The sequence below is a fragment of the Brevundimonas mediterranea genome (genome assembly GCF_011064825.1).
Taxonomy (GTDB): domain Bacteria; phylum Pseudomonadota; class Alphaproteobacteria; order Caulobacterales; family Caulobacteraceae; genus Brevundimonas; species Brevundimonas mediterranea_A.
This window is the reverse complement of the sequence record NZ_CP048751.1, coordinates 528,021-546,344: the sequence shown is the minus strand read 5'-3', so window position 1 is coordinate 546,344 and position 18,324 is coordinate 528,021. Positions and strand designations below refer to the sequence as shown.

General features: G+C 69.8%; 14 protein-coding genes and 1 tRNA gene. 6 read left to right on the top strand and 9 right to left on the bottom strand.

Annotated elements, in window-relative coordinates; genetic code table 11:
- Positions 1–6 precede the first annotated feature (6 nt).
- Positions 7–888: a peptidylprolyl isomerase gene (locus tag GYM46_RS02705; protein ID WP_040349310.1), complete on the top strand. Its 882-nt coding sequence runs from the start codon at positions 7–9 to the stop codon at positions 886–888.
- 28 nt (positions 889–916) lie between these two features.
- Positions 917–1,789: a peptidylprolyl isomerase gene (locus GYM46_RS02700; RefSeq protein WP_008259478.1), complete on the top strand. Its 873-nt coding sequence runs from the start codon at positions 917–919 to the stop codon at positions 1,787–1,789.
- Between the two features lie 3 nt (positions 1,790–1,792).
- On the opposite strand, the gene GYM46_RS02695 is transcribed toward GYM46_RS02700, so the two are convergent.
- Positions 1,793–2,893, bottom strand: a complete 1,101-nt coding sequence (locus tag GYM46_RS02695; RefSeq protein ID WP_008264394.1) for a Ppx/GppA phosphatase family protein — start codon at positions 2,891–2,893, stop codon at positions 1,793–1,795.
- A 147-nt stretch (positions 2,894–3,040) separates the two neighbouring features.
- Here GYM46_RS02695 and hspQ point away from each other — a divergent pair, with 147 nt between their 5' ends.
- Together hspQ and phhA are read left to right on the top strand one after the other, a co-directional pair.
- Positions 3,041–3,349: a heat shock protein HspQ gene (hspQ, locus tag GYM46_RS02690; protein ID WP_008263584.1), complete on the top strand. Its 309-nt coding sequence runs from the start codon at positions 3,041–3,043 to the stop codon at positions 3,347–3,349.
- Between the two features lie 56 nt (positions 3,350–3,405).
- The gene (gene phhA, locus GYM46_RS02685; protein WP_008260790.1) at positions 3,406–4,281 is read left to right on the top strand and encodes a phenylalanine 4-monooxygenase; all 876 of its coding nucleotides are present in this window, start codon (positions 3,406–3,408) and stop codon (positions 4,279–4,281) included.
- Here phhA and astB read toward each other — a convergent pair.
- The 8 genes from astB to GYM46_RS02645 form a co-directional block, all read right to left on the bottom strand.
- Entirely contained in the window at positions 4,278–5,615 is a 1,338-nt protein-coding gene (gene astB / locus GYM46_RS02680) for an N-succinylarginine dihydrolase (RefSeq protein WP_008261327.1), read from the bottom strand. The genes phhA and astB overlap by 4 nt on opposite strands.
- Before the next feature lie 157 nt (positions 5,616–5,772).
- Positions 5,773–7,191 (bottom strand): succinylglutamate-semialdehyde dehydrogenase, encoded by a 1,419-nt coding sequence (astD, locus tag GYM46_RS02675; protein WP_008261310.1) that lies wholly within the window; start codon positions 7,189–7,191, stop codon positions 5,773–5,775.
- A gap of 151 nt (positions 7,192–7,342) precedes the next feature.
- Positions 7,343–8,350: an arginine N-succinyltransferase gene (locus GYM46_RS02670; protein WP_040349315.1), complete on the bottom strand. Its 1,008-nt coding sequence runs from the start codon at positions 8,348–8,350 to the stop codon at positions 7,343–7,345.
- Entirely contained in the window at positions 8,351–9,604 is a 1,254-nt protein-coding gene (locus GYM46_RS02665) for a hydrolase (RefSeq protein ID WP_008263390.1), read from the bottom strand. It abuts the gene before it with no gap.
- Between the two features lie 67 nt (positions 9,605–9,671).
- Positions 9,672–13,904 (bottom strand): translocation/assembly module TamB domain-containing protein, encoded by a 4,233-nt coding sequence (locus GYM46_RS02660; RefSeq protein ID WP_008259775.1) that lies wholly within the window; start codon positions 13,902–13,904, stop codon positions 9,672–9,674.
- Positions 13,901–15,697, bottom strand: a complete 1,797-nt coding sequence (locus GYM46_RS02655; RefSeq protein WP_008259663.1) for an autotransporter assembly complex protein TamA — start codon at positions 15,695–15,697, stop codon at positions 13,901–13,903. Before GYM46_RS02655 ends, GYM46_RS02660 begins: the two co-directional genes overlap by 4 nt.
- Positions 15,698–15,782: 85 nt before the next feature.
- A complete protein-coding gene (locus GYM46_RS02650) occupies positions 15,783–16,052 on the bottom strand; it encodes a hypothetical protein (RefSeq protein WP_008258639.1) in 270 nt (89 codons plus the stop codon).
- A 72-nt stretch (positions 16,053–16,124) separates the two neighbouring features.
- Positions 16,125–17,216 (bottom strand): CaiB/BaiF CoA transferase family protein, encoded by a 1,092-nt coding sequence (locus tag GYM46_RS02645; RefSeq protein WP_008259919.1) that lies wholly within the window; start codon positions 17,214–17,216, stop codon positions 16,125–16,127.
- 89 nt (positions 17,217–17,305) lie between these two features.
- Here GYM46_RS02645 and GYM46_RS02640 point away from each other — a divergent pair.
- Together GYM46_RS02640 and GYM46_RS02635 are read left to right on the top strand one after the other, a co-directional pair.
- Positions 17,306–17,382, top strand: a tRNA-Lys gene (locus tag GYM46_RS02640).
- A gap of 26 nt (positions 17,383–17,408) precedes the next feature.
- Entirely contained in the window at positions 17,409–18,275 is an 867-nt protein-coding gene (locus GYM46_RS02635) for an ROK family protein (protein WP_008262501.1), read from the top strand.
- Positions 18,276–18,324 lie beyond the last annotated feature (49 nt).

Sequence of the window (18,324 nt, the reverse complement as noted above, 5' to 3'; positions counted from 1 at the left end):
GCGTCAATGCGTCTTGGTGTGATCGCGGCGGCCGCCGCCGCTCTTCTGGCGTCGGTTGCGACCCAGGCTCCGGCTGTGGCCCAAGCTCAGGCCCAAGCCCAGGTTCAGGCTCCCGCTGCGGACTGGCGCACCGTCGCCCCGGAGAACCTGCTGGTCATCGACACGCCGAAAGGCCGGATCCTGGTCGAGTTGACGCCGGTCGCCGCCCCGGCGCATGCCGAACGCATCCGCACCCTGGCCAACCAGGGCTTCTATGACGGGTTGAAGTTCCACCGCGTCATCCCCGACTTCATGGCCCAGACCGGCGACCCCCAGGGCACCGGCGAGGGCGGCAGCGAACTGCCCGATCTGAAGGCGGAGTTCAGCTTCCGTCGTGGTCGTGACGCCGGCTTCGTCGCCGTGCCGAACGCGGGACAGGGCGTGCGCGGTCTGGTCGGCGTTCTGCCGGTCGAGACCCAGCCCGACGCCCAGATGATGATCACCGCCGACTTCAAGGTCGAGGCTCACGGCCTGTTCTGCCCCGGCGTCCTGGGCATGGCCCGCGCCGGCGCGCCCGACAGCGCCAACAGCCAGTTCTTCCTGATGATGGGCGACCGGGACCAGTTGAACGGCGTCTACACTGCCTTCGGCCGCGTGGTTTCGGGCCTGGACGTGGTGAACAAGCTGAATAAAGGCTCCGACGCCGAAGACGGCAAGGTCGCCAACCCCGACGTCATGACGCGGGTCCGCATGGCCTCGGCCCTGCCGGAAGGCGAACGGCCCACCGTCCGTGTGCTGAATCCGGCCAGCGCCGCCTTCGCCGAACGGATCGCGGCGGCCCGCACGGCGCGCGGCGGCAGCTTCAATATCTGCGACGTTCAACCGGTGGCCGAGGTCGTCGGCGGCTGATCGCCAAAATAGAGGGGAGGGCCGGGGGATGACCATTCGAAACACGCTGATGGCGGCAGGCCTTGCGGCGCTGCTGGCCAGTCCGGCTCTGGCGCAGCAGGCGGCTGTGCCGCCGCCCCCGCCCGGCCCGACCGAATGGCGCGCCGTCGCGCCCGACAATCTGCTGGTCATCGACACGACCAAGGGCCGGATTCTGGTCGAACTGGCGCCCGAGATCGCCCCGGCCCATGTCGAGCGGATCAAGCTGCTGGCGTCGCGCGGCTTCTACGACAACCTGGCCTGGCACCGGGTCATCGACTGGTTCATGGCCCAGACCGGCGACCCCCTGGGGACCGGCGACGGCCAGAGCTGGTATCCTGACCTGAAGGCGGAGTTCACCTTCCGACGCGGACCGGACATGGCCTTCACCCCCACCGCCGCGCCGGCCGGGGCCCTGATCGGCTTCTACCATTCCCTCCCGGTCCAGACCCAGCCCGACGCCCTGATGGCGGGGACGGCCGACCGCAAGGTGCATGGCTGGGGCCTCTATTGCCCGGGCGTCGCCGGCATGGCCCGCGACGAGGGCAATGACACCGCCAACAGCCAGTTCTTCCTGATGCGTCAGGCCTACCCCGCCCTGGACAAGCGCTACACCGTCTGGGGCCGCGTCGTCGTCGGGCTTGAGGTCGTGCGCGCCCTGAAAGCCAGCCCCAATCCGGACGGCGTCGTCACCGATCCCGACCGGATGACCCGCGTCCGCCTGGCCTCGGACTTGCCCGCCGCCGAACGCCCGGCGGTGCAGATGCTGAACACCGCCTCGCCGACCTTCCGCGCCCTGGTCGATCAGGCGCGTCAGGCCAAGGGGGCGGACTTTTCGGTCTGCGACATCGACGTGCCGGTGCGGCTGGCGGCGGCGAGCTGACGCTCAGGTCGCCGTAGGGCCCCGGCCTCGGCCCCGCCGACGCCGGCGCCGCTTGGGCGGCTTCTTGTCCTCGCGCATCTGCTGCAGCAACAGGCCTTCGCGCAGACCGCGGTCTGCGACCCGGACCCGCTCCGACGGCCAGGCCCGCTGGATGGCCTCCAGAATGGCGGCGCCGGCCAGGACCAGATCGGCGCGATCGGGTCCAATACAGGCCTCCTTGGCCCGTCCGTCCGGGCCCAGGGCCTTCAGCCGTTCGGCCGCCGCCTCGCACTCGCTCCGCGTCATCCACAGCCCATCGACCCGGTCGCGATTGTAGCGCGGCAGGTTCAGGTGAATGCCCGCCAGGCTGGTGATCGCGCCCGAGGTGCCGACCAGATGGGCGCGGTCCGCCAGGAACAGCTCCATCATGGCTGGGTCCTCGATCCCGCCCGCCGCAATGGCCGCGCCCATGTCGTTCACCATGGCTTCGTACCAGTCCTCGCCGGCGCCTTCCGGCTCCGGGTGGCGCTCAGCCAGGGTGACGACGCCCAGGGGGGCGGACATCCAGGCGGTGGTTTTCCAATCGGCGTCTTCCCGCTTCAGCCAGGACAGTTCGGTCGAGCCGCCGCCGACATCGATGATCAGCACGGCCTCGGCCTTGGGATCGATCAGGTTCAGACAGCCCTCGACCGCCAGTCGCGCCTCTTCGGCCGGATCGATGATCCGCAGCCGCAAGCCGGTGCCCTTGCGCACACGATCGATGAACTCTGCGCCGTTCTCGGCCGCGCGGCAAGCCTGGGTGGCGACCGCGCTCAGCCGAACCGACTCCACGCCCTTCCTGACGATCCGGTCGGCGCACAGGGCCAGGGCGTCATAGGCCCGGTCCATCGCCCGCGGGTCCAGACGCCCCGTGCGGGACAGGCCTTCGCCCAGCCGCACGATCCGGCTGAAGCTGTCGACCACCCGAAAGCCGTCGCGCGACGGCCGCGCGATCAGCAGCCGGCAATTATTGGTCCCCAGATCGAGCGCGCCATACAGGGGCGCGTCCCGACCCGACGCATCCCGCTCGCGGGAAGGCTGGGACCGCTCGTCGCGCCGTCGGGGCGCGCCGTGGGTCTCCGGCATGGGCCGTCATTCCGATGTGGGCGGTCCAAAGCGGCGCCCGTCCGGATCAGCCTAGCCCGCGAAGATCGTCCGCGCCAAGCCATTCTGTCAGGAAGATGAACGGACCTGTGGGCGTCCCGGTCATCCGCACCAGCGTAACAAGACCTCATGACCCAGGTTCACACGGCCCGTTTCGCCATCGGCCAGATCGTTCGTCACCGCGACAACGCCTTTCGCGGCGTGGTGATGGACGTCGATCACGGTTACGCCGGCCCCGCCGTCGAAACCGGCGCTGTGGCGGCGGACCAGCCCTTCTACCGCGTCTTCGCCCTGGGCGAGGACGGCGGCTTCGTCGCCTATGCGGCGGAGGGGGTGCTGGAAGACGGCCAGTCCGTCCTGCTGCCCGATGACGCCCAGCGCTGGTTCACCACCGACGCCGAAGGCCATCACGCCCCCCTGCATGAAGGCATTCACTGAGGAAGACTTGGAAGGGGCGCCCGCCGGGCGTTAGGATGGGGCAAAGAGGAGCGTCCATGTCCGACTTCGAACATGTCTTCGAACAACCGCCCGAGGGCGCGGCCGCCGACTGGACCATTCCCCAGAACTGGGCCGCCTATACCGAGGTCGAACACCAGACCTGGGACACGCTGTACGCCCGCCAGATGAAGATCCTGCCCGGCCGGGCCTGTGACGCCTTCCTGAACGGGTTGAGGGCGCTGGACCTGAATGCAGGCGGCATTCCCGATTTCGAGATCATCAATCCCAAGCTCCAGGCCCTGACCGGCTGGACCGTGGTCTGCGTGCCGGGCCTCGTGCCCGACGAGGTCTTCTTCGATCACCTGGCCAATCGCCGCTTCGTCTCGGGCCAGTTCATCCGCAAACCGGACCAGCTGGATTACCTCCAGGAACCCGACATCTTTCATGATGTCTTCGGCCATGTGCCCATGCTGACCGACCCCGATTTCGCCGCCTATATGGAGGCCTACGGCAAGGGCGGACAGCGCGCCGCCGGTCTGGGCATGCTGCCGAACCTGGCGCGGCTGTACTGGTACACGGTCGAGTTCGGCCTGATGCAGGAGGCCGGAGCCTTGCGCATCTACGGCGCCGGCATCGTCTCGTCGGCGACCGAAAGCGTCTTTGCGCTGGAAGATCCGTCGCCGAACCGGCTGGGTTTCGATCTGGAGCGGGTGATGCGGACCCTGTACCGGATCGACGACTTCCAGCAGGTCTATTTCGTCATCGACAGCCTGGAAGCGCTGAAGGACGAGACGCTGAAGGACTTCGGCCCCGTCTATGACGCCTTGAAGGGCCAGGTAGACCTGCCGATTGAGACCGTCCTGCCCAGCGATCAGGTTTTCACGCGTGGGACTCAGGCCTATGCGTCCAAGGGCGGGCGGTTCGCGGCCTAGGGCCGCTGGAACGGATAGAAGCCGCCGCCCAAATCCAGAATCGCCGTCAGTTCATCCAGCGCGCTCCGGCTCTCGTCCAGCAGGGCTGGATCGGCGAGGTCGGCGGGGCGCAATTCGTCGCGGTACCAGCGCTCGCCCCATGTCTTGAGCCGAGCGTGCAGCGCGTCCGTCAGGCGCATGGCCGGGTTGGTCGCGGCCAGCTCGGCCTCGGTCAGCACGACCCGCAGGCGCAGGCAGGCCGGCCCCCCGCCGTTGCGCATCGACTGGCGCACATCGACATACTGGACCCGGCCGATGGGACCGTTGGAGGCGGCCAGAGCCTGCGCCACCGCATGGCTGCGCGGGTTGTCGCGGGTCTCGGTCGGGCAGATCAGGGTCAGGCGGTCCTCGCCCGGAATCTGGATCAGCATCGAGTTGAACAGGTAGCTGCTGATGGCGTCGGCCAGGGGCAGGTCGGCGGACGACACCTCGACGAAGATCGGGTCGAACAGGCCTTCGGCCGCGCGACGGATGGCCGCCTGGGTTCCGGCCGTGTCCTCGAAGGCGAGGTCGTGGAAGAACAGGGTCTCGCGCGCCCCGACGCAGACCACGTCGTTGTGGAAGGTGCCGCCGGCGATGGCGGCCTTTGACTGCTGGGCCAGGACGACGCCGCTGGCGCCGTGGCGACGACCGAGGGCCTGCGACGCCTCGCGCGTCTGGCGGGCGGGGTACGGACCGTCCCAGGGCGTGAAGGCCTCGCGCCCCCAGACCAGCAGATTGACGCCCGGCGCCCCATGCTCGGCGCACAGGCGCACATGGTTGGCGGCGCCCTCGTCGGCCAGATGGGCCACGGAGGGCAGGGCGTCATGAACCGCGAACCGCTCGGGATCCGGGAACAGGGCGTCCAACGCCCGCTTCGTCTGCTGGTGCTCCAGCGATCGGTGCAGATTGGTGACCAGATTGGCGGGTGTGAAATGCACCCGACCGTCGGCGGCGTCGGCGCTGGGCGTCACGGTCGCGGCGTTGGCGGCCCACATGGGCGAGGCCGAGCAGGCGGCGGCGGCGAAGGCAGGGGCGTCCTTCCAGGCCTGCTCCAGCACCTGGGCGTCCGATCCGGTGAAGCCCAGGGTGCGCAGGAAGGGAATGTTCGGCCGCTCATGCGGCGGCAGGACGAACTGGGGCAGGCCCAGGTCCGCCAGGGTCTTCATCTTGTCGAGACCCTGCAACACCGCCGCGCGCGGGTTCGACGCCTCGCCCTTGTTCAGACTGGAGGCCAGATTGCCCGGCGACAGACCGGCGTAGGAGTGGGTCGGCCCGATCAGCCCGTCGGCGTTGGCTTCGACGGCGGGGGTCATTCGGCCCTCTCCCCTTGCGGGAGAGGGAGGTCGCGCACGACGGCGCAAGCCGTCGTCCTGGCGCGAGCGGGTGAGGGGTCACGCAGGCGGCCGGCAGGGAGAAACCCCTCATCCGACCCGCTGCGCGGGCCACCTTCTCCCGCAAGGGGAGAAGGAATCACGACCGTAACCCCTTGATCTCGCCTTCGATGTTCGCGACCGCGTTGGCCTCGAAGCTGGCGACCGGATAGGCGCAGTAGTCTGCGGCGTAATAGGCCGACGGCCGGTGGTTGCCGCTGGCGCCCAGGCCGCCGAAGGGCATGTCGCCGGCGGCGCCGGTGGTGGGGCGGTTGAAGTTGACCACGCCCGCGCGGATGCGACGGATGAAATGGTCCCAGTTGGCTGGATCGTCGCTGACCAGGCCGGCGGACAGGCCATAGCGGGTGGCGTTGGCGGCCTGGATCGCAGCGTCGAAGGTCGGGACGCGGACGACCGATAGGAAGGGGGCGAACATTTCCTCGTCTGGCACATCGACGCCTGTCACGTCGATGAGGGCCGGTTTGACGAAGGCTCCGGGCAGGTTGGCGACAGGGCCGGAGGCGCGGATGACCTTGGCGCCTGCGTCGATCCGCTGTTGCAGCGCCTTCAGCGCGGCCTCGGCCGCGCGGGCCGAGATCAGCGGCCCGGCATAGGGTTCAGGATCGCTGTCCCAGGGACCGAAGACCAGGCGGTCGGACAGGGCGGCGATGGCTTCGATGATGGCGTCGCCCTGCGCGCCCTCCGGCACGATCAGGCGCCGCGCGCACGAGCAGCGCTGGCCCGTGGTGATGAAGGCGGACTGCACCGCTATGCCCGCTACGGCTTCGGCGTCCGCCGCATCCCAGACGACCAGGGGATTATTGCCGCCCAGCTCCAGCGCCAGGATGACGTGCGGATCGTCGGCGAACTTGCGTCGGAAGTGAGCGCCGGCCGCGCCCGAACCGGTGAACATCAGGGCGTCGATCCCGGCGTCGAGGAGGGCCGCCCCCGTCTCGCGTCCGCCCTGGACGACGTTGACCACGCCGGTCGGCAGGTCGGCGGCGGCGAAGGCCTCGGCCATCACCTGGCCGACCAGGGGCGTCTCTTCAGACGGCTTGAACACGACGGTGTCGCCAGCCAGCAGGGCGGGGACGATATGGCCATTGGGCAGATGGCCGGGGAAGTTGAACGGGCCCAGAACCGCGGCGACGCCGTGTGGTCGATGCCGCAGCGTCGCCCGGCCGAAGGCGGTGTCGCTGGTCCGTTCGCCCGTGCGTTCGTCATAGGCGCGAATGGAGATGTCCACCTTGCCGATCATGGCGGCGGCTTCGGTCTTCGTCTCCCACAGGGGCTTGCCGGTCTCGCGGGCGATGGCCTCGGCGATCTGGGGCGCGCGGTCCTTCAGCACGGCCTGATAGCGTTTGACCGCGTCGATGCGGTCGGCGCGTGGGGCGTCGGCCCAGGCTGGAAAGGCGGCGCGGGCGGCGTCGACGGCGGCCTGGACCTGAACCGGACTGGCGGCCTCGCCTTCCCAGTTCACGGCTTCGGTGGCGGGGTCAGTGGAGGTGAAACGGGTCATGGCACAGATACTCCGCTCATCCCGGCGAAAGCCGGGACCCAGTTCTTTCGCATCGCCAGTGCGTCGGATGAGCACTGGAATCCTGTTGCACGCAACTTTCGCCCAAAGCGCTGGGTCCCGGCTTTCGCCGGGATGAGCGGGAAGGGGGAAGTCACGATTTCACTCGCACCGTATGGCCTGCGCCCACCTTCAGGGCCGCAGCGGTCTCGGCGCCGATGCGAACCGTGTCGCCGTCGATGTCCGCCTTGGCGCGGACGGCGCGGAAGGCGGCGATGCTGTCGGTCGAGATCAGGGCCGGCAGTTCGGCCTCGACCCGGTCGGTGATCTCGACCGTCAGGCGGCGCGCGTCGCGCACGGTGCGGATATTGTCGCGCCCGCACGACACGGTCGGACCGGCGTCGAAGATGTCCACCAGACCGTTGGGCCGGAAGCCTTCGCTTTCCAGCAAGGCCATGGCCGGCACGCCCTGGGGGTGGACCTTGCCGATCACGGCGCGCGCCGGCTCGGGCAGCAGCTCGGTATAGATCGGGTGGCGCGGGGCCAGGTCCAGGATGAACTGCTTGTCGGTCGATCCGCTCATCCGGTCGGCGTGATCAAACTCCATCGGGAAGAACTTGTGCGCCACATGGTCCCAGAAGGGGCAGGCCCCGTCGGGCGAGAAGACGCCGCGCAGCTCGGCCAGCACGTTTTCGGCGAACAGTTCGGGCTGGGCGCCGATCAGCATGTAGCGCGACTGGCTCAGCAGGCGCCCCGCCCCGCCCTTCCTCCGATCGGCCTTGAGGAACAGCGACCCGACCTCGGTCCAGCCGGTGCATTCATTGACCAGCACCAGGGTCTGGTGATCCAGCTTGACCCCGAGGGACGGCGACGAGGCCGTGTTGTTGACGATGCGGAACGAGAAGAAGGGCCGTTTCAGCCCCACGGTCGCCTTGACCGATCCGACCCCGTCGATGTCGCCGGTGTCGCCGTCTTCCAGCATCAGGGTGTACCAGGCCTCCTGGTGCGTCACCTCGCCCCGGAAACTGGCCTGGCTCAGCTCCAGCCTTTCCGCCAGGGCGTCGGGATCTTCCGGCAGGCTGGTGAAGCCGGGACCGGACAGGATGGCCAGTTCCAGCAGATAGTCGAGGTCGGCAGGGCCGGCGGGACGGACGACGAGCATTCAGAGGGTTTCCATCCGCAGGGATTTCAGTTTGGCCGCGTCGATCTCGCCCGAGGCGATCTTGCACAGGATCAGGGCGCTGAGCTGGGCGCGTTCGACGAAGCTGTCGGGCCAGGCGAACTCCTGGTCCGAATGGATGTCGCCGCCCCGGACGCCCAGGGTGTCGATGTTGGGCAATCCGGCGGCGTGGAGGTTGTTGCCTTCGCAGACGCCGCCCGAGGGCTTCCAGGCGATGGGCTGGCCCAGCAGGGCGCCGGCTTCCTTCACCGCCTCGAACAGGGCGGTCTGGGCCGCGTCCATCGGTTTGGGCGGACGGGTGAAGCCGCCGTGCAGGTCCAGGGTCAGACCCTCGAACGGCGGCGTGGCGGCGATGGCGCGGACCGAGGCGTCGATCCAGTCGGCGGCGGCCTTGTCCGGCACACGCACGTTGAACCGCACCACGGCGTTGTCGGCGACGACGTTCAGGGCCCCGCCGCCCGAAATCTTGGCCACATTGACGGTGACGCCCTCGTGCTGGCCGTTCAGCCCGTGCAGGGCGGCGGCGATCATGGCCGCTCCCGCTATGGCGTTGCGGCCCTCTTCGAAGGCGCGGCCGGCATGGGCGGCCTTGCCCGTCACGATCAGATGATAGTTGCCGCTGCCCTTGCGCGCACCGGCCAGGGTGCCGTCCGCCAAGGCCGGTTCATAGGTCAGGCCGACATGGCCGCGCGCGCCCAGTTCGGCCAGCAGCGGGGCCGAGGCGGGCGAGCCGATCTCCTCGTCGGGGCTCAGCAGCACGGTCCAGCCGACGCCGTGCCGATCGGGGTGGGTCTCGAAGGCTTCCAGCGCGGCCAGAAGCACGCTGATCCCGCCCTTCATGTCGGCGACGCCGGGGCCGTTCAGGGCGCCGTCCGCGCGGGTCGTGACGGTCTGGAAGCGGCTGTCGGCAGGGAAGACGGTGTCGTAGTGGCCGGTCAGGACGACCTGGATCGGCGCCTCGGGACGGGCGGTGATCTTCAGCGCGTCGGCGTGAGCCTCGGTCCGCACCGAGCCGTCGTCGGCGACGGTGGTGGAGCCCTGGGTGGCGATCCGTTCGACGACGGCGCCGGGCAGGGCCCTGGCTACGGCCTCCAGCGCGTCCAGCACAGCGTTCAAACCGGCGGCGTTGCGGCTGCCGGAGTTGATGTTCGCCCAGTCGATGGTGCGGCCGATAATCGCCTCGCGTCGCGCGGCGACGTGGTCGAGGACGGCCTGGTCCGTGGTCAGAATCCGCATCGGCCGGACCCTAGCCGTCGCGGGGCCAAAGGTGAAGGTCGCGTGGGGCACGTCGGGCGGCTGAGGCTTAGTTCCGGTTCGGGCGGCGGTCGGTGCGCTGGCCGGCTTCGCGGCTTTCGCGGCGCCAGCGGATCGACAGGCTGGTGTCGCCCTGACCGCCGAACTGCGAACTGATGGCCAGGTTGCGGCGCGGCTGCCATTCGACCTTGACCGCCGCCCCGCCTTCGCCGCCGCCGATGACTTCCAGATAGACGTTGTCGGTGATGTAGCGACCGCCGGCGACCGTCACGGCCGAGGCCTGGCCGCCGAAGGACAGACGGTCAAGCCCGGCGAGCTCGCGCAGGTTCCCGATCACGTCGAAGCCGCCGCCGCCCGCCAGGGCCGCGACCCCGGCGGCCAGTTGCGCCGCCTCGAACGGCGACAGTTGCGAGGCCGAACGGCCGAACAGCACCTGCGACAGGATTTCGTCCTGGGGCAGGGCGGGGGTGGACGTCAGGGCGATCTTCGGCTGGTCGGCCGTGCCGGTCACGGCGATGGAGGCGGTCAGGGCCGTATCCTCGCGCGTCGCCGACAGGTTCAGGCGGATCTGCTTCGGATCGGTCGACAGGGTCACGCGGCCGGTGTCGTTGAAGATGAACCGCTTGCCCGCGAACTCGTAATCGCCGCGCACCACATTGGCCGTGCCGGTCAGTTGCGGCTGGGCGATGGTGCCGCGCACCCGGGCGTTGACGTCGAGCACGACGTTCAGGCCGCGGCCGCTGACCCGCACCTTGCCGCCGGTCGAGCGCAGGGCGATGTCCATGCCGATCTGCGGCCCGCGTTGACGGGTCTCGGTCTCGACCGGATCGCCGCCGGGACGATTGATCTCGACCACGTCCATCGAGACGATGCCGGTGGCGCCGGGCACTTCCGGCTCGATCCGGGCCTCGTCGATATTCATCTGGCCCGACAGCTGGATGTTGCCGTCCTGACCGCGAACAATGGTGATCGGACCTGAAGCGCGGGCCTCGCCGATATCGTTGTCGATGACCCGGAACCGCGTGAGGTTCAACTGCGCCGTCGAGCCCGAGCCTTCGCGCAGCCCGATCCGGCCCTGGCCGGCGACTGTGCCGCCGGCGGTGTCATTGGCGGTGAAGGTCTCGATCAGGGCCGTGGTGTCGTCGAAGCTTGTTCTCAAGGTCAGGTCGCCCAGGACCAGGCCGACCGCCTTCTCGCGATAGGAGCCCTGGGTCAGGTCGAACCGTCCGTTCAGGCGCGGCGCGGCCAGGGTGCCGCCGAGGGTCGCCTGGCCCGCCACCTGACCCGCCAGACTGCGGTCGCCGCCCAGGAACAGGTCCCAGATCGGCTGGATCTGGCCGTTGATCGAAACATTGCCGGACATGGGCCGCTGGCGGGCGATGGCCAGACGCAGCGGGGCGGCCGAGGCCTCGACCGGCAGAACGACATCGGCCGCCGCCTGGACCGCGCCCTCGTCGGACGCCGTCGCCTTGATCGTCAGGCTGTTGTTGATCAGGGTCGCGTCCAGCCGGCCGTCGACCGAAAGCCCGCTGGGGGCGTCGATGCTGCGGACATCCGCCAGGGTGACGTTGGCCGCCCCCGACAGGTCGTCGCCTGCGCCGCGCAGGGCGACCCGCCCGGTGGCGCGGCCGCGGAGATTGGGCGACAGGGTCTGCAGGTCCACGCTGGTCAGGTCGGCCTGGATGATCGCCGTGCGCGCGTCCTGACGCAGATCGGCCAGCAGCACGCCGCTGCCGACGCCCAGGTCCAGGTGGGCTGTCCGGCTCTGGCCGTTCAGGGTGATCATGGCGGCGCTGCGGGTGGTGAAGGCCACCTCGCGCACCCGGCCGCCGCCGCGCAGGGTCAGGGTCTGGGCGGCCCCGCGCCGCGAATAGACGCCTGTGCCGTTGAACTGGGCGGGGACGCCGCCGCCGACGTCCAGCGCCAGGGTGAAGGGCAGGTTGTCCAGCGTGCCGCGGCCGTCCAGGTCGATGGTGCGGATGTTCCAGCTCTGGCCGGCCAGGCGGATGTTGCGGCCGTTGACGTCCAGGATGGCGCTTTCGGATCCGCCGCCTTCGGTCAGACGGATGCGGCCGTTGGCCTCGCCCGACGCCAGGAAGGCGCCGGTGCGGGCGGTGAAGGTCAGGTCCGCGCTGGAGGGGACGTTGTTGGACAGGGCGATCGCCCCCTGGGCGGTCACCCCGCCGGCGTTGACGTCCAGATCGCTCAGCCGGATCCGCCGCCCGCCCAGGAAGAAGTTCCCGGACGCCCGGGCCGGGCCGTAGTTCGAACCGCTGGTCACGGTGATCCGGCCGTCCGACGCATCCGCGCCCTTGCGGAAACTCAGGATCAGGTCGGCCTGGGTCAGGGTCAGGGCGCCGGCCGTGACCGTGTCGAATCCGGCGGTCAGATCGACACGCGGCTGGGACAATGTGCCGGTCAGGGCGCCGCGCCCGTTCATGTCGCCGCCGATCTCGACCGGCCCCACGGCGAAGGGGCCGCGCGCGTTCCAGTCCAGCGCCAGCCGCAGCCGGCCGTCGGTCTCGATCAGGCCCTTGGCCCCGGCGCGGCCCGCCGCTCCGGTCAGTTCGCCGCGATCCACCTCGATCCGGTTCCCATTCAGCTTGCCGGTCAGTTGCAGGCGGGGCGTGCGGCCCAGCAACCGGTTCAGCTCGTCCATTCCGACCGTCAGATTGCGGCCCCGGCCGTCGAAGGTCAGCACCCAGGGCGCGCCGGTCTTGGCCGACGAGGCGCGGACCGGACCGCCAAAGGCGCCCTTGGCGTGGGGCAGGATGCGCGAGGCGTCGGTCAGTTGCGCATCGCCGCGGAAGCCCATGCCGCCCAGCAGATTGCGCGAGCCCGAGCCCTTCAGCGTCAGCCCCTGGCCTTGAAGATCAAGTTTTTCCAGCAACAGGGCGCCGTCCTTCATCCGGGCGGCCTCCATCTGCACGCGCGGCGTCGCGCCCAGCAGGCCGCCGATCAGCCCTTGGTTCGAGCCGCCGACGGCGCGGATGTCCCCGTCCAGATCGATCCGGCCGTCCTTGACCTGGACGTTCAGCGGACCGGCCAGGCGGGTGGCGCGATAGCTGGCCAGATTGGCGTTCAGCAGGCTGGCCTGACCTTCCAGGGTCCAGGTCTCGGCGTCGCCCTTGAACAGGCCCGAATAGGCGGCCGGCCCGCCGACGTCGGACCCGACCAGACGGCTCAGCGAGACGGTCTGGAGATCCAGCCTGATTCCATCAGGCGAACTGCGATCCGACATGCGGATCAGACCGCGGGCCTCGGACGCGACATTGTCCGACATCAGTTTCCAGCCCACGCCCTGGAACGCCTTGTCCTTGGCCGGAACCATGGCGAAGCCGAACCGGGCGGTGCGGCCCACGCGCTGAACAAAGGGTTCGAACAGGTCCGATCCGCTGAAGTCGAAGAAGCCCGAGACGCGCGAGCCGTCTTCGCCGAACCGGCCATCGACGGTCAGAGGCGTGAACTGTCCGGTCTGGACCTTGGCGTGGACCATGTCGGCGTTCACCAAGGCCACGGCCGAGAAGGGCAGGTCGGGCGAATAGCCCAGTGATCCGGCCAGCGGCCCGCCCTGGGCTTCATTGGCGCGCAGATTGACGCGGGTCTCTTCCAGCTTGCCGCCGAAGGTCGCCGCCAGCCGCAGATAGTCGCCGGGACGGTTCAGGCTGTCGGCGTTGACGGTCGCGGTCTTGGCCCCGCGTCGCGGCAGGGCGATGTCGCCCGTCAGGTTCCAGCGGCCGTATTCCTTGGAGAAGCCTTCCAGCAGTTCGACCCTGGCGGAGAAGCGGTCGATATCGACGTCGATCGGTTGGGGGCCGCCGGGTTCGCCGCTGGGAGCATCCAGAACCGGCCGACGAACAAGCTGGATCACCTCGGCGCTGATGTCGGTGGCGTGGAACCGACGGGTGATCAACGGCCAGTAGGACCAGTCGACCCGGACATTGCGGGCGTCCAGCCAGACGCCGTCCCGGTCCGTCACCGTGACCCGGTCCAGGGTGAAGTCGTCGAACAGGTCGCCCTTCAGCCCATAGACGTTGATCCGGCCATAGCGGCTGATCTTCTGGCCCTGGACGAAGCCGGTCACCAGGTCGCGCCCGCCGTCCGAGACGATGTACATCCGCCCGCTGATCAGGGCGATGACCAGCAGCACCAGCAGGCCGCCGACCACGCCGCCGACGACCAGGGCCAACAGCTGCAGCAGGCTGCGCTTCTTGCGAACCTCGGCGGCCGATTCTTCCGGCGGTGCGGCGTCCGGCGTGTTTTCGGGCGGGGCTTCGGTCAAAACGCCTGCCCGATGCTGATGTAGATCTGGAAGGCGGAATCGCCCTCGCGCTTGTCCAGCGGCACGGCGATGTCGGCGCGGACGGGACCGAACGGCAGCTTGTAGCGGACGCCCAGGCCCGCGCCGTACCGCATGTTGGTCAGGTTCGGCGTCTCCTGGAAGCCGACGGCGCCCGCATCGACGAAGGCCACGGCCTGGAAGCTCTGGCCTATGTCACGGCGCACCTCCAGCGAGGTCTCGAACAGCGACAGGCCGCCGCGGGGGGTCAGGTCGGGCAGTTTGGGATTGACGCTCTGATAGGAGTAGCCGCGCACCGACCCGCCGCCGCCCGAGTAGAACAGACGGTCCGACGGCACGCTCAGCTCGCCGCCGCCGATGATCGAACCGATGCGGAGACGGCCGGCCAGAACCGTGCGCGCCCCGTCCTGGAGCGGCAGATAGGCCGTGGCCTGGGTTTCGCCGCGCAGGAACAGGATCGTGTCCTGGCCGGTCACGGCGGTCGGCTGGACCGAGGCGGTCACGCGCCAGCCCTGGGTCGGATTCAGCGGGTCGTTGGAGTTGTCGATATAGGCGCTGGTCCGCCCGGTGATGATGGCCAGATCGCGATCGAAGCTGACCGCACGGGGCGGGATGGAGGTGTAGTCGTACCGGATCTCGTTGTACCGGCCGGCGTCCAGCCCGACGCCATAGTTGAAGTAGGAGGTCTTGCCGATCCGCTGCTGCAGTTCGGCGGCCAGCACCAGGGCGGTGCGGTCGTAGGCGTCGGTGTCTTCCTTGACCACGCCGGCGCTCAGCTTCAGCGTCCGGCCCGGCTTGCGCCAGTGGGGCAGGGACAGGTCGGCGCCGATACGGCTGTCGATATCGGCCAGCCGGGTTTCCAGCCTCAGGGTGTCGGCGCGGCCGAAACGGTTGTAGCGGGTCCAGATCAGATCGACCCCCGCGCCCTCGGCCGTGGACCAGGTGGCCCCGGCCTCCAGCACGCGGCGCGGCCGGTCCTGCAGATTGACGATGATGGGGCGATGCCCGTCGGCGTTGGTCTGGTCGACGGGCGCCAGGGCGACGCCGACCCCGTCATAGACCCCGGTGTCCAGCAGCCGGCGTTCCAGTTCGGCCACCTGGTCGGGGTCATAGCGATCGCCCTCGGTCCAGGGGGCCAGGCCCGCGACCCAGGCCGGGTTGGTGCGACCGGTCCGGGGCATGACCACGCCGTCCAGCAGGACGAGTCGGCCCGAGTCGATGCGGTATTCCGGGGCGACCGTGAAGGCGGCGTGATCGACCACGACGCGGCGCGGATCGGCCTTGGCGTCGGCGTAGCCGTCGCGGACCAGGGTGGCGACCGCCCGGCCTTCGCCGGAGATGACGTCCACGGCCCGGCCAGGGGCTCCCGCCTTCAGGCCTATGGCCTTCAGGGCGTCGGCGGCGCTTTCGGCGTCGGGCGCTGGATCGGTCCAGGTGATCGTGGGCTGGGTCAGCAGGAACCGGCGGCCAGGCTGGACGTCCACGATGGCCGACGGCCGATCCTCGCCCTCGACCACGTCTTCCAGCACGGGCTGGTAATAGGCTTCGGAACGCAGCAGGGCCTCGGCTGCCGACAGGGCGCCCTGGGCGCGGCGGCGGGCTTCGAAACGGCTTTCCGGGGCCCCATCCACCTCGCCGACCGCACGTTCCAGCATGCGGCGCAGTTCGGCGTCCATGTCGCCGCGGATCTGGGCGCGAGGATCGGCTGAGGCGGCCTGGGCGGAAAGGCTGCAGGTCGCCAGGGCAGCGAGAAACAGGGTGGGCCGGAACGTCAAACTCTAGCTTTCGTCAAGGGCGCGGACTCCAAGTCGGCGTCTCGGTACGCCCTTGCATCCTGATGTGGCGGCGAAGCGGCGCGCCTCAGTAGAACAGGGTTTCGCTTTCCGGCTGAACCGACTGTTCGGACGTCCGCTCTTCCGGCGGAAGGGGGGCTGGCGCGGGCGCCGGCGCCGGATCGGTCACTTCAGGCGCGACGACCGGCTCGGCCGAATCCTCGGCGGCGGGAGCCTGTTCTTCGACCGGCGGGGCGTCGGCATAGTCGTCCTGCGACCTCGATTGGTAGTCGTCGCAGCCCGCAAGCACCAGCGCGCCCAGCGCCGTCGCGGTCAGAACGAAGATCGAGCGTCTCATCAGAAATAGTTCCCCGGATATCGTCCGTTGCAACGCCCTCGGCGCCGCCTCGTTCCCATAGCGCGGAAAACTTCAGGGGTCATCCCGCCTCTTGCTCCAGGCCGCCTCACCCAGGGCGGTCAGGGGCGGGACGGTCGGCGTTGGCGGTTCGGCGCCGTCGAAGCGGGGCGCGGGGGCGGGCAGGCCGTTCCGGAAGGTCGCTCGGTCGCGATTGTGCGGATGATCCGGCGCCTCCGCCAGGCTGAGGACGGGTGTCACGCAGGCCTCGGTCCCGGCGAAATGCGTCGTCCAGTCGTCCCGGTCCCGCGCCGCGAACAGGCCGGCGAACCGGTCGTGCAGGACGGCCCAGCCGGTCCTGTCATGCTGAGGCGCTTCGGACGGATTGATCCCAAGGCCCGCCAGCAGCGCGGCGTAGAAGCGCGGCTCCAGCGCCGCGACCGCGACGAAGCCGCCGTCCCGACAGGCGTAGCAGCGATAGAAGGGCGCGCCTCCGTCCAGCAGATTGGCTCCGCGGCGCTCGCCCCACAGCCCCTGGCCGCGCAGGGCCTGGAACAGGCCGCCCAACAGGGCCGCGCCGTCGGTCATGGCGGCGTCCACGACCCGGCCCCGTCCCGTGGTCCTGGCCTCCAGCAGGGCCGCCAGCACCCCTGTCGTCAGCATCATGGCCCCGCCGCCGTAATCGCCGACCAGGTTCAGCGGCGGGGGCGGCGGGCGGTCCGCCTCGCCCATGGCGTGCAGCACCCCCGACAGGCCGATATAGTTCAGGTCGTGCCCCACGGCGTCGGCCAGCGGCCCAGTCTGGCCCCAGCCTGTCACCCGACCGAAGACCAGGGCCGGGTTGCGGGCGTGCAGAACCTCGGGACCATAGCCCAGCCGTTCCATGACCCCCGGACGGAAGCCTTCGATCACGGCGTCCGCGCCATCGACCAGGCGCAGGATCCGCTCGCGGTCGCTGTCGGACTTCAGGTCCACGGGTACGGCGGTCCGTCCGCGATGCAGCAGGGCCCCGCCCACCTCGGCGAAAACGGGGGCGCCCGCCGAGGCCGCGCGGGTCAGACGCAGCACCTCGGCCCCCATGTCGGCCAGCATCAGGCCGGCGAAAGTCACCGGCCCCAGGCCGTCGAACTCCAGGATGCGCAGTCCGTTCAGCGGTTTCATACGCATTGAGTAGCAGACCCGGTCTTGACCGGAAGAGCGGATTGCAACAGAAGGCGCCCTTCGACGGTTCGGGCCAGTCCTGAACGTCGCACGGTGCGTCCTTAGCTCAGTTGGTTAGAGCATCTGACTTTTAATCAGAGGGTCCTCGGTTCGAGCCCGAGAGGACGTACCATTTCTCCCTTTTGCGGAGCCCCCCCGATGAGCCAGCCCGTCTTCTTCGCGGTCGAGACCGGCGGGACCAAGATCGTATGGCGCATCGTCGATGCGGCGGGCGTCGTGCTGGACGAGGGTCGGTTTGCGACCGGGCGGCCTGAGGCGGCGGTCGAGGCGCTTGTCGCCGCGGCGGCCGAACGGCCGGTCGCCGGGCTGGGCGTCGCCAGCTTCGGGCCTCTGGTGGTTGATCCGAGCTCGCCCCAGCGCGGGCTGATGCTGGCCACGCCCAAGCCGGGCTGGACCGGGTTCAATCTGTCCAGGACTCTGGCGGACCGTCTGGGCGCCCCTTTCGCCGTGGATACCGACGTCAACGCCGCCGCCGTGGCCGAGGCCCGACTGGGCGCGGGCCGTGGGGCGCGGGCCGTGGCCTATGTCACTGTGGGCACCGGAATCGGCGGCGGCCTGTGTGTGGACGGCCAGACGCTGAAGGGCGCGCTGCATCCGGAGATCGGTCATCTGTTCGTGCGTCGGGTTGAGGGCGACGTCCAGGCCAGCGCCTGCCCCTTCCATGCCGATTGCGTCGAGGGGCTGGCGGCGGGGCCGGCGGTTCAGGCGCGGCTGGCGGGGCGACGCCTGGAAGACGCGGATGAGGTGCGGGCGGTGGTCGCAGATTATCTGGGGCAACTGGTCGCCGGCCTGGTGTTCGCCTGGGCGCCGGATCGGATCGTGTTCGGCGGCGGCGTCATGTCCACGCCGGGCCTGATCATCGAGGTCGAGGCGGCGGCGCGACGCCGGGTCAACGGCTATGGATCGGCGGTGGTCATGGGCGAGGGCGGCTATCTGGTGGCCGCCGAGCGTGAGCACGCCGGGCTGGATGGGGCGATGCTGATGGCGCAGGACCTGGCCGCCTGATCGCGGATAAACGCCGCCCAAGGTCGAGTGGGTTTTGATCGCGACGGCT